At 30.9% G+C, this 11,845-nt stretch carries 11 protein-coding genes and 1 rRNA gene (1 of these 12 only partly in view); 4 read left to right on the top strand and 8 right to left on the bottom strand.

The window, feature by feature from the left end:
- Nucleotides 1–180 precede the first annotated feature (180 nt).
- Genes ABNT65_RS12245 through surE form a run of 6 tightly spaced genes read right to left on the bottom strand, consistent with a single transcriptional unit; the run spans nucleotide 181 to nucleotide 4,581 of the window.
- Nucleotides 181–1,302 carry a leucine-rich repeat domain-containing protein gene (locus ABNT65_RS12245; RefSeq protein WP_348737650.1) on the bottom strand — a complete coding sequence of 374 codons (1,122 nt, stop codon included), beginning with the start codon at nucleotides 1,300–1,302 and terminating at the stop codon, nucleotides 181–183.
- A gap of 45 nt (nucleotides 1,303–1,347) precedes the next feature.
- A complete protein-coding gene (locus ABNT65_RS12240; RefSeq protein WP_348745949.1) occupies nucleotides 1,348–1,836 on the bottom strand; it encodes a C40 family peptidase in 489 nt (162 codons plus the stop codon).
- A 56-nt stretch (nucleotides 1,837–1,892) separates the two neighbouring features.
- On the bottom strand, nucleotides 1,893–2,405 hold the full coding sequence (locus ABNT65_RS12235; protein ID WP_348703811.1) for a C40 family peptidase: 513 nt from the start codon (nucleotides 2,403–2,405) through the stop codon (nucleotides 1,893–1,895).
- A 3-nt stretch (nucleotides 2,406–2,408) separates the two neighbouring features.
- Nucleotides 2,409–3,521 carry a lipid-A-disaccharide synthase gene (lpxB, locus tag ABNT65_RS12230; RefSeq protein WP_348745948.1) on the bottom strand — a complete coding sequence of 371 codons (1,113 nt, stop codon included), beginning with the start codon at nucleotides 3,519–3,521 and terminating at the stop codon, nucleotides 2,409–2,411.
- Between the two features lie 14 nt (nucleotides 3,522–3,535).
- The gene (locus ABNT65_RS12225; protein WP_348737654.1) at nucleotides 3,536–3,823 is read right to left on the bottom strand and encodes a hypothetical protein; all 288 of its coding nucleotides are present in this window, start codon (nucleotides 3,821–3,823) and stop codon (nucleotides 3,536–3,538) included.
- Nucleotides 3,811–4,581 carry a 5'/3'-nucleotidase SurE gene (surE, locus tag ABNT65_RS12220; protein ID WP_348703814.1) on the bottom strand — a complete coding sequence of 257 codons (771 nt, stop codon included), beginning with the start codon at nucleotides 4,579–4,581 and terminating at the stop codon, nucleotides 3,811–3,813. The genes ABNT65_RS12225 and surE overlap by 13 nt, the downstream gene beginning before the upstream one ends.
- Before the next feature lie 114 nt (nucleotides 4,582–4,695).
- On the opposite strand from surE, the gene ABNT65_RS12215 reads away from it, so the two are divergent.
- Both ABNT65_RS12215 and ABNT65_RS12210 read left to right on the top strand, forming a co-directional pair.
- Nucleotides 4,696–5,211, top strand: a complete 516-nt coding sequence (locus tag ABNT65_RS12215; protein ID WP_348703815.1) for a hypothetical protein — start codon at nucleotides 4,696–4,698, stop codon at nucleotides 5,209–5,211.
- 76 nt (nucleotides 5,212–5,287) lie between these two features.
- On the top strand, nucleotides 5,288–7,414 hold the full coding sequence (locus ABNT65_RS12210) for a carboxy terminal-processing peptidase (RefSeq protein ID WP_348703816.1): 2,127 nt from the start codon (nucleotides 5,288–5,290) through the stop codon (nucleotides 7,412–7,414).
- A 76-nt stretch (nucleotides 7,415–7,490) separates the two neighbouring features.
- On the opposite strand, the gene ABNT65_RS12205 is transcribed toward ABNT65_RS12210, so the two are convergent.
- The gene (locus ABNT65_RS12205) at nucleotides 7,491–8,297 is read right to left on the bottom strand and encodes a mechanosensitive ion channel family protein (RefSeq protein WP_348745947.1); all 807 of its coding nucleotides are present in this window, start codon (nucleotides 8,295–8,297) and stop codon (nucleotides 7,491–7,493) included.
- Between the two features lie 452 nt (nucleotides 8,298–8,749).
- Nucleotides 8,750–9,460 carry a queuosine precursor transporter gene (locus tag ABNT65_RS12200; protein WP_348703820.1) on the bottom strand — a complete coding sequence of 237 codons (711 nt, stop codon included), beginning with the start codon at nucleotides 9,458–9,460 and terminating at the stop codon, nucleotides 8,750–8,752.
- Between the two features lie 119 nt (nucleotides 9,461–9,579).
- Between ABNT65_RS12200 and fabD the strand changes: the two genes are divergently transcribed.
- Both fabD and ABNT65_RS12190 read left to right on the top strand, forming a co-directional pair.
- Nucleotides 9,580–10,464, top strand: a complete 885-nt coding sequence (gene fabD, locus ABNT65_RS12195; protein ID WP_348745946.1) for an ACP S-malonyltransferase — start codon at nucleotides 9,580–9,582, stop codon at nucleotides 10,462–10,464.
- A 700-nt stretch (nucleotides 10,465–11,164) separates the two neighbouring features.
- Nucleotides 11,165–11,845, top strand: a 16S ribosomal RNA gene (locus ABNT65_RS12190); it runs 839 nt beyond the window's last position.

Genomic DNA, 11,845 nt, shown 5'->3' with positions numbered 1-11,845 from the left:
TGGTTTAAACTTTTTTGCTGCAATTGAAAAAAGTTTAAACCACTTCATTAAGTCAAATATAATTATACTAAGGTTTTTAGCTTTTTAAAAAACGTTAAATCTCTAGTACTATTTTAATAAGTTAATCTTGAATTCTAGATAAAAAAAAGAGCTACTATTTAAGTAACTCTTTCATGTTTTTTACATTTTAATAACTTTTTGCGAAGAAAAACTAGTCTTTGTTCGCAGAACTAAGGTATAAACCCCTTTTGATAAAACTGAAGTATCAATAGTGTTCGTGTTGTTTTTTGACATGACTACTTTTCCTGAAGTATCTATTAAAGATAACTTTTGAAGTTGGTCTTTGTTAATGTCAATTTTTAATTCATTTTTAAATGGAATTGGATATGTTTTTATACGTGATAAGTTATATTCATTAATGTTAGCAGTACAACTTTCACTAAAGTTTGAAACACTGTCAAATTTAAATAAGGCTCCAGTCCAATTACTAGTACTGTATGATGAGTTATCAACATTAATACAGCTTAACGAGTTATTAGCATTGGCTTCAATTTCTTGAAAGTTAGTGTTATTCCCATTAGCAATGTTTAGTGATGTAAGATTATTAACAGCGCAATAAAGTTTTGTTAATTTAGGACAATTACTCAAATCTAAGCTAGTAAGTTTATTACCACCACAACCAAAATTAGTCAATTCAGGATTTTGACTAACGTCCAATGAAGAAATTTGAAAGTTATTGTAACAGAAAAACAAGCTAAGTTTACTGTTGTTGGTAACATCAATTTCTGATAATTTATTAGTATGACAATATATTTTAGATAAACTAGTGTTCTTGCTTACGTCTAACGTAGTAATATTATTAGAGCTACAATCAAAATATTTTAATGATAGGTTGTTACTAATATCTATTGAAGTTAAATCATTGTTGTAACAATAGAAAGTAACTAGTCCTGTATTCTTAGTAACATCTATTGAGGTGAGTTGGTTACTATAACAATAGAGATATTGAAGTTTAGTGTTTTTGCTTAAGTCAAGACTGGTAAGTTGATTGCTGTAACAAGCTAAACTAATAGCGTTAGTGAAAAATTCAATTCCAGTTAAATCAGAAATGTTTTTGTTTGAAACATCAATACTTCCACTAAAAGCATTTGCTTCTGATACTTGTATTTCACTATCATTATTAGTGTTAATTTGAGAGTTAGCTACTAGTGACGATTTAAAGTTTGAATCGTTAAAAGTAACAGTTTGAGAACTTAAAGTTAAAGGAATAGCGCAAAGGAAGAAAAGTAAAAGTTTTCTCATAATTTGGGGAATTAATTATTAATTAGACAGGGTAAAAGGTAAGTATTATTTTAAAACTCTCCGAGCTTTTACAAAGGCTTTTTTCCAATAATTGTCATCCAAAGAATTAGTGATTACACCTTTTGAAGTAGTAGAGTGAATAAAGATGATAGAATTGTTTTTTACTGAAGTAACCAAGCCAACATGGTTAATTTTTCCTTTTAATCTATTAATATTAAAAAAGAGTAAATCACCCTTTTTAATATTTTCTAATAGTACATTTTGACCTTCATTACTCATTGATTGAGAGGAACGAGGTAGGGGTACATCAATTTTTTTAAAAGAAGTTTGAACCAAACCAGAACAATCCATTCCTTGAGAGGTTGTGCCTCCAGCACGATAAGGAACTCCTTGATAACTTTTAGCTATTGATATTACTTTGGTGACCAAGGAATTTTGTGGTACGGGTTTTATAATCCTTTCCTGTCCTGTATTAAGAAAACGATTGATAATAAATATAATAATACACAATAAAAGAAGTAATTGTCGTTTCACAATTCTAAATGTAAAACAAAAAAAAGACTTTTAAAAATGGTGTAAACGGTATGGTTTTATAAAACTCGTTTAGCTTTAATAAAAGCACGTTTCCAGTATTTTTCATGCAAAGAACTTACTAAAACGCCTTTAGAGCTAGTAGCGTGTATAAAACGTACATCACCTTTTTTTACTGAAGTAACTAATCCTACATGATTTACACTTCCGCTTTTTCTTGAAGTTTTAAAAAAAAGTAAGTCCCCTCTTTTTACCTGTCTTAAAGAAATAGGGTAGCCTTTTGTGTACATTAATCGTGAAGACCTTGGTAAGTCAATATTACGTTGTTTAAAAGAAGTGTAAATTAACCCAGAGCAATCCATGCCTTTCCTAGTCAACCCTCCATATTTATAAGGAGTGTCTTTATAAGTTACGGCAGTCCAAACAATTTTATCAGCAATAGTTACCTCTTGGTTTTGAGAAGAAGAGTGTGAACGTGTTTTTTTAGTTTTAGTGGAAGCCACTTTCGTAGAAGACCCACATGATATAATAAAGAGGCAAAGTGTAGTTAGTAAAAGTAGTTTTTTTATCATTGGTTAGTTTTTTAATCCATTCACAATCAATTTTGCTGTTTTTTCAGAAGCACCTTTGCCGCCTAGCTTTTGTTCTAAATCAAAGTAATCAAGGAATAATTGTTCTCTAGATGTAGGTTCTAAAATATGACTTAATTCCTGTTTTAGTTGTTCTTTATTAAAATCCTTTTGAATTAGCTCCGTGACCACTTTTTTATCCATGATTAAATTTACTAAAGAAATATATTCTAAAGTGATAATTCGTTTAGCAATTTGATAGGAAATACTACTTCCTTTATAACAAACCACTTGAGGTACTTTAAAAAGAGCGGTTTCTAAAGTAGCAGTACCAGAAGCAACTATTGCTGCATGAGAAATACTCAATAAATCATATGTTTTATTAGTGATAAGTGGAATGTTTTTATTCTTAAAAAATTGCTTGTAAAAAGCATTGGTCTGGCTTGGAGCACCAGCAATTACAAATTGATAGTCAGTAAAATCATTAGTTAAAGAAAGCATTGTAGGAAGCATTTTAGAAATTTCCTGTTTTCTACTTCCTGGTAATAAAGCAATAATTTTTTTAGTACCTAATTTATAAGTGTTTCTAAAATCACGATCATCAACCTGTGTTCTTCCATCAATACCATCAATTAAAGGGTGTCCAACAAAATGAACATCATAATTATATTTTTTGTAAAAGTCTTTTTCAAAAGGAAGAATTACAAACATGGCATCAATATCACGTTTAATACTCTCTACTCTTCCAGCTCTACTAGCCCAAACTTGAGGTGAAATATAATAATTGGTGGTAAAGTTTTGCTGTTTAGCCCATTTAGCAATTCGTAAATTGAATCCCGAGTTATCAATAAATATAATAACGTCAGGATTAAATTTTGCAATGTCTTTTTTACAGAAAGAAATAAAGCCTAGAATTTTTCTAAGATTTATAATCACCTCCAGAAATCCCATAAAAGCTCTTTCTTTATAATGAGTAACCAAAGTTCCTCCAATAGCCTGCATTAAATCTCCTCCCCAAAAACGGATATCAGCTTTAGGATCTTCTTCTAAAAGAGCCTTCATTAAATTGGCTCCGTGTAAATCTCCAGAAGCCTCACCAGCTAGTATATAGTATTTCATTTAACTGTGAGTAATTATAAAAACTTTAAAATAAAAGTAAACAAAGCTGTAAAAATAGTAGCAACTAAAACCCCTCTAGCTCTATAGTCTTGTCTCTTTTTTAAGAAAACAAAAAACACAAATAAATTAGGGATTGCAGAAAGTGCAATAACAGTTCCTAAAACACCACCTTGTTTAACTTGATTAAGCGTTGTTGAAAAATCTGACTGAGATATATATTGTATATAAATGAAAAATCCGCAAGCAGTAGCAAATAGTGAAACTAGAAAACCAATCAGTATTTCTTTTTTTATATGTCCCATGAGTTTAATTTTTGAATAGCATGATGAGCGGTCATATCAAACTGAACAGGTACCACAGAGATGTATCCATTTTCTAAAGCCCAAATATCGGTGTCTTGTCCTTTGTCTTTGTTAATAAATTCACCAGAAAGCCAATAGTATTCTTTACCATATGGACTTTTTCTTTTGTCAAAAGTCTCTTTCCAATATCCATTTGCTTGACGACAAACTCTGATTCCTTTTAAATCTTGTTCTTTTAATTTTGGGATGTTAACATTTAAAACAACACCTTCAGGTAACCCATTTAAAATAACATTTAACGTGATTTTTTCAATGAATTTTTTAGCAGCTCTAAAGTCAGCATGCCAATCAAAATCTAATAAAGAAAAACCTATTGCAGGAATACCTTCAATGCCGGCTTCTACAGCAGCACTCATAGTACCTGAATAAATTACATTTATAGAGGAGTTAGAACCATGGTTAATACCTGAAACGCATAAATCTGGAGTTCTGTTCAATATTTCATTTTTTGCCATTTTAACACAGTCGGCTGGGGTACCAGAGCAACTATATTCTATTTGTGGTCCATCATCAATAGTAATAGGGTTACAATGGAGTACATTGTTAACAGTGATGGCATGTCCCATTCCACTTTGAGGGCTATCTGGGGCAACTACCACAACGTCACCTATTTTATTCATGATTTCAATTAACATTCTAATACCAGGAGCGGTGATTCCATCGTCATTGGTAACTAAAATTAAGGGTCTTTCTTGCATGTAAACTGAGTTTTACAACAAATGTAAGATAAAAATCGAACATTATTTTTAACATTTTGTAAAGATAGAAACCATTATATAATCCGTAAAATTGTAACAATCAAATGAAAAGGTATGGTAAGGGTTATAGTTTATGTTACGGTTTTTATAATCGCAACTTTTTTTTCGAAAATAAAAGCGCAAAATCAATCTCAAATTCCATGCTCTTCTATAGAGTATTCTCAATTTAACTTTTGGATTGGTAAATGGAATGTGTACAATACAAAAGGTGAACTTATAGGAATTAACAATATTGTTAAAACGCCTAATGCCTGTGCAATTCAAGAAAACTGGGAATCTAAGTCATCAAAAAGTAAAGGAACAAGTTATAATTACTATAATAAAAAAGATAATTCTTGGAACCAAGTATGGATAGATAATTCAGGATTTTCATTAGTTTTAAAAGGAAATTTTGAAAATGAGAAGATGATTTTAAAAAGCGATTTAATTACTGGAGAAAAAGGAACATATAAGAATGTGATAGAGTGGAAAAAGAATGAAGATAACTCTGTAACTCAAACTTGGAATTATACTGATGAACAAGGAAAAATAATAAAAGAAGTTTTTAAAGGAATATACAAAAAACAGTAAAACTAGTAAAACTGGCATTATTTTAGTAGCTTAGCAACTATTGTAAACTATAGCGGGTTAAAACGACAGAAGATTTATGAAGACGAAATTCATTACACACTTTTTATTAGTAGCCATTATTTTATTTACCAATTCATATAACGCATTTGCCGTTAAAAAGGAAAGTGATCCTGAAAAAGATAGGGTTATTATTTATGTGTTAAAAAATATTTTGAGTAGGTATCATTACGTGCAAAAAAAATTAGACGACAACTTTTCTGAACACGTTTATGATTCTTTTATAGATGGTTTAGATCCAAGTAAAAGATATTTTACACAAGAAGATTTAAAGGAGTTTTCTCAATATAAGTACTTAATTGATGATCAATTAAGAAATACAAACATTGATTTCTATAAATTAGTTTATGGTAGGTTTTTAGAAAAAATTAAAGCCGCAAAAGTAAATTATAGAGCTTTATTAAAACAATCTTTTAACTACAATAAAAAAGAAGAAATTAATGTTGATTATGAAAAGATTCCGTTTGCAAAAAATGAAACTGAGCTATTGGATTATTGGAGGAAACAATTGAAATTATCCGTTATTAGTAGAGTAGAGGATAAAGAATCTGCTCAAGCTGAGAAAATAGAAAAAGGAGAAAAGGTTGATGTTAAGAGTTTTGAAGAGATTGAGGAAAAAGCTAGAGAAGAGGTGTTAAAGAATATGGATGATCTATATATAAGGATAGATGAACTAGAGAACTCTGATTGGTATTCAACTTTTTTAAATAGCATTGTAAGTGGATTTGACCCTCATACAACATACATGTCTCCAAGAATTAAATCTAGATTTGACCAAGATATGTCTGGGAAACTAGAAGGAATTGGTGCTCGTTTACAGAAAAAAGGAATGTATACGCATGTGATAGAACTTATTTCCGGTGGTCCAGCATGGAAGCAAGGAGAATTAGAAGCGGAAGACATTATTTTAAAAGTAGCACAAGGAGATGCTGAACCTATTGATATAGTTGGAATGCGTTTAGATGATGCTATTAAATTTATAAAAGGTAAAAAAGGGACTGAAGTTAAGCTTACCGTTAAGAAAAAAATTGACGGATCTACTAAGATAATATCTATTGTAAGAGATGTAGTAGAGTTAGAAGAGACATTTGTTAAGTCAAGTGTAGTAGAAAAGGATGGGAAAAAATATGGAATTATAAATCTTCCAAAGTTTTATATTGATTTTAGTGATTTAAATAGAAGAGATGCAGCTAAGGATATGGAGAAGGAAATTGAAAGATTAAAAGCTGAAAATGTAGAAGGTTTAATTGTTGACTTAAGAGATAACGGAGGAGGTTCTTTAAAAACAGCTATTGAGATAGGTGGTTTATTTATAGATAAAGGACCTATTGTACAGGTTAAATATAGAGGTGAAGATCCTTTGGTGAAAAAAGATACTGATGAAAAAATACAATGGGATGGGCCTTTAGTAGTTATGGTGAATGAATTTTCTGCATCTGCATCTGAGATTTTTGCAGCGGCTATGCAAGATTATAAGCGTGGTGTCATTATAGGAGGAAAACAAACTTATGGTAAAGGAACGGTGCAAAACATTTTACCTATCAACAAGTTTTATCAACAATACCCTAAAGATTTAGGTGCATTAAAAATGACTATTCAAAAATTTTACAGAATAAATGGAGGTTCTACTCAAATAGAAGGAGTGTATTCAGACGTATCATTACCTAGTAGGTATAGTTACATGGAGTTTGGAGAAAGAGATTTAGATGGAGCCTTGCCTTGGGATAAAGTAAAGCAGGCAAATTATAAATTAAGAGATTCTTATAGTAACTTCACTGATGTTGTTTATAATAGTAAGCAAAGAGTTAACAGTAATAAAAAATTTCAAAAAATTAATGAATATGCTAAGTGGTTAAAGAAAAACCAAGACGAAACCACTTATACTTTAAATTATAATCAATACAAAAAAGCAAGTAAGGAGAAGTCTGAACAAGGTAAAGAGTTTAAAGAAGTGTTTAAGTTTAAATCAGATTTAACTTTTAATTCGCCTAAATATGAGTTTAAACTTTTTAAGCAAGATACAGTGTTGAAAGAAAAGCGTTTAACATGGCATAAAAACTTAAAGAAGGACATTTATATGGATGAAGCCTTAAATGTATTGAGCGAATTAAAAATGAATAAAAATTACATAGCAGTTAAGCACTAATGTTAATAGTCTTGCAGAAATTAAAAATGCCTTTTGATTATTTTCAAAAGGCATTTTTAATATCATAATAAAATTATTATTGATTTAAATTTGAAATATCTTTACTTGATGGATTTTCGAAGGTTTCTAAGTTAAAGTAAGTTACACTAGCTAAAATGTGATCAAAAATATCAGCCATAATACGTTCGTAATTAGCCCAGACTTTATCTTCACTAAAAGCATAAATTTCTAAAGGAATGCCGTTAGGAGTCGGTTCTAATTGGCGAGACATAAAAAGTAAATTTTGATTGATATCTGGATGAAACTTTAGGTATTCATCCAAGTACTTTCTAAATAGACCAAAGTTTGTCAAGTTTCTACCATTTATAAGTAAAGACTTATCAATATTATTTTTTTGGTTGTAGATATCAATTTCAGTAGTTATTTCTTTTATATACTCAGTAAGTAAATCTATTTTCTTGTAAGTCTCTAATTCATGTTCTTCTAAAAATCTAACAGAATTTACTTTTATCAGAATAGACCTTTTTATTCTTCTACCACCAGAATTACGCATAGAACGCCAGTTTTTAAACGAATCTGAAATTAAAGAGTATGTTGGGATACTAGTAGTGGTATTATCAAAGTTTTTAACAATAACTGAAGCTAGATTTATTTCTATTACATAACCATCGGCAGAATATTTTTCCATGGTTATCCAATCGTTTAATCTCACGGTATCATTAATAGAAATTTGAATACTAGCAACAAAACCTAAAATAGTGTCTTTAAAAATAAGTAAGAGAACAGCGGAAAAAGCACCTAGTGCAGTTAAAAACTTTAAAAGAGATTGTCCAGTAAGTAAAGAGAATGAAGCTATACCTCCAACTGTCCAAACTGTAACCATGAAAATTTGGATGTAACTCTCAAGAGGTTTGTCTTTAAAAGAAGGGAATTCTCTCAGGAAATCTTTGAGGGTTAATAAAATGCTACGGACAAACCAAATAATAAAAAATATAATTATTATTAAAGTTACTCGTTCTATATATAATAAGAGAACAGGGAAACCATTTAAAATAGTCTTTAGAGAAGTGTAAAATATACCAAGAATTACAACCCGAGTAATATTTAAAAAAACACGGTTCTTAATTAGCAGGTCATCAAAAGAAGTTTTTGTTTTATGGGCAATATTTTTTAAAAATCGTCTACCTAAAAAACGTAAAGTTTTAAAAAAAACAAAGCCAAACAAAAGAATAATAAGTAAATTAATTATTAGATTTAAGTATATAGATGTTTGATGAGAAAATGAAAAATAGTTCTTAAATAGCTTGTAAAAATAATTACTAATCATATACTTTTTTAATTCTCAAAGTTAGATATTTCCTCTCCAACTTCTAAATTAAATTTTTTTCTAAAAAAATAAACCGCAGCGTATAACAAAGGAGTGTCTATGGCGGCTATAAGAACTTTAAATAGAACACCGCTAATTAAAAGTCCCCAGAATTTATCCCAATCAATAATTTCAAAAGAGCAAAGTAAAACAAGTACAGTCAAGGTGTCAATAAACTGAGAAGTAAAAGTGGAAAAGTTGTTTCGCAACCAAAGATGTTTTCCTTTAGTAAAGTTTTTCCAAAAATGGTATACTCTAATGTCTATAAATTGAGCAAATAAATAGGCAAGCATTGAGGCTAGAACAGCTAATGGTGCAGCTCCAAAAACATGGGTAAATGTTTTGTTGTCAACTTTTGACCATGTGGTAGCTGGTGCTATTTGAGAAACATATATAATAATTAAAGAGAAAAAAGAAGCGAATATACCAGCAACTACTACCTGATTGGCTTTCTTTCGTCCATAAACCTCAGATAAAATATCAGTAATTAAAAAGGTTATAGGGTAAGGTAGAAGCCCCACTGAAATTTCAAATAATTTTACATCAAATATAGAAACATCTACAGGGTACCAATAAAAGAATTTTTGAAAAATCAAATTAGAAGTAACTAGTGATGCTATAAATAACGAAGCTAAAATTAGATAAATTAATAAAGCTTGTGATTTTTGGTTTGATGTCATCCAGCGAATATAGTAATTTTAAAAATTGTATGTTTGTAGCCATTAAAATAGTTAGAAAACTAATTTTAGATTCTGTCTTAATAAAAAAGAATCTAAAATTTAAAAAAAATATAAAATAGATGAAGGCATATATTTTCCCAGGTCAAGGAGCACAGTTTACAGGAATGGGGTTGGATTTATATGAAAAATCACCACTAGCACAAGAATTATTTGAAAAAGCTAATGATATATTAGGGTTCAGTATAACTGATGTAATGTTTGAAGGAACAAAAGAAGAACTTAAACAGACTAAGGTTACCCAACCAGCTATATTTTTACATTCAGTAATTTTAGCAAAAGTTTTAGGTGATGATTTTAAGCCAGAAATGGTAGCAGGGCATTCTTTAGGTGAACTATCCGCGTTAGTAGCAAATGGAGTATTATCTTTTGAAGATGGATTACAATTAGTTTCAAAAAGAGCATTAGCCATGCAGGAAGCATGTGAAATAAAACCATCAACTATGGCTGCCGTATTGGGGTTAGAAAACGAAGTAGTTGAAGATGTATGTAAAGAAGTAGAAGGAGTAGTTGTGGCAGCTAATTACAATTGTCCAGGACAATTGGTAATATCTGGAGAGATAGAAGCTGTTGAAAAAGCTTGTGAAGTTTTAAAAGAGAAGGGAGCAAGAAAAGCTGTTTTGCTTCCAGTTGGAGGGGCTTTCCATTCACCAATGATGGAGCCTGCAAGAGAAAAGTTAGCAAAAGCAATTGAGGAAACTGAGTTTAAAGAGCCTATTTGTCCTGTGTATCAGAATGTAGTAGCTAAAGCAGTTACAGATCCACAAGAAATTAAAAAGAATTTAATATCTCAATTAACGGCTCCAGTTAAATGGACACAATGTGTTCAAGCAATGATTACAGATGGGGGGAATGAATTTATAGAAGTAGGGCCAGGAAAAGTATTACAAGGTTTAATGAGAAAAATAGATAGAAGTGTAGCGGCTAGCGGTGTTACATTTGAATAAAACTTCAGATAGTATATAATGATATTGTAAAGCAAGCTCTTTTGGGCTTGTTTTTTTATTTAGTTTACATTATAAAATAATTTCCTAGAAAAAAATAGTGTTTAACCTATTGTTAAATAGGTTTTTGAGTTTTGGTGTTTGGGTTTTAAATAAAAAAGATTGATAAAAGGCTTGTGGGGATTAAAAAGGGTTGTATATTTGCAGCCGCTAACGGAGAAACGTAGTTTGCAAAGTTAGTAAGTTCATTGAGGATTAGGAGTAGTAAAGAGTTAAGAAAAGATTAAAAAATAGTTTAAATTTTATTTGTTTAATTGAAGTTAATCTCAGTATCTTTGCAGTCCGAATTTAAAGGAAGGTTCATTAAATATTGTGTTTTATAGCGAATAAAAAAAACTTCAAAAAAGTTTTGTTGGAGTTAAAAAAAGTTATTAGTTTTGCATCCGCTTTTGGAGGCAACACGATCTAAGAAATTTTGGAAAGATTTTGAAGAAAAATCAACTAGTTCGATTCTAGTGTTTCTACAAGAAGTTAATTGAGATTTTGATTGAGATATGTCAAATATTAAGATTAACAAAGTTCATTGAAAATATTGAAATTGACAGCGTAATTTAAGAGTAGAATTACCACAGATTATTTAAGTGATTAAATAATTTTAAAAAATTCTTTTGAAACTTTTACATTGGATAATATTAAAGATTATACAATGAAGAGTTTGATCCTGGCTCAGGATGAACGCTAGCGGCAGGCTTAACACATGCAAGTCGAGGGGTAACAGAGGTAGCTTGCTACTTGCTGACGACCGGCGAACGGGTGCGTAACGCGTATAGAATCTGCCTTGTACAGGAGGATAGCCTTTAGAAATGAAGATTAATACTCCATAATGTTGATTAGTTGCATGATTGATTAATTAAAGATTTATCGGTACAAGATGACTATGCGTCCTATTAGCTAGATGGTAAGGTAACGGCTTACCATGGCAACGATAGGTAGGGGGTCTGAGAGGATTATCCCCCACACTGGTACTGAGACACGGACCAGACTCCTACGGGAGGCAGCAGTGAGGAATATTGGTCAATGGAGGCAACTCTGAACCAGCCATGCCGCGTGCAGGAAGACTGCCCTATGGGTTGTAAACTGCTTTTATATGGGAAGAAACCGTTCTACGTGTAGAACCTTGACGGTACCATAAGAATAAGCACCGGCTAACTCCGTGCCAGCAGCCGCGGTAATACGGAGGGTGCAAGCGTTATCCGGAATCATTGGGTTTAAAGGGTCCGCAGGCGGTCAATTAAGTCAGAGGTGAAATCCTACAGCTTAACTGTAGAACTGCCTTTGATACTGGTTGACTTGAGTTATACGGAAGTAGATAGAATGTGTAGTG

This window comes from Tenacibaculum sp. 190524A02b (genome assembly GCF_964036645.1).
Classification (GTDB): Bacteria; Bacteroidota; Bacteroidia; order Flavobacteriales; family Flavobacteriaceae; genus Polaribacter; species Polaribacter vairaonense.
Note: the sequence above shows the minus strand (reverse complement) of the source record. Positions and strands in the feature narration are given on the sequence as shown.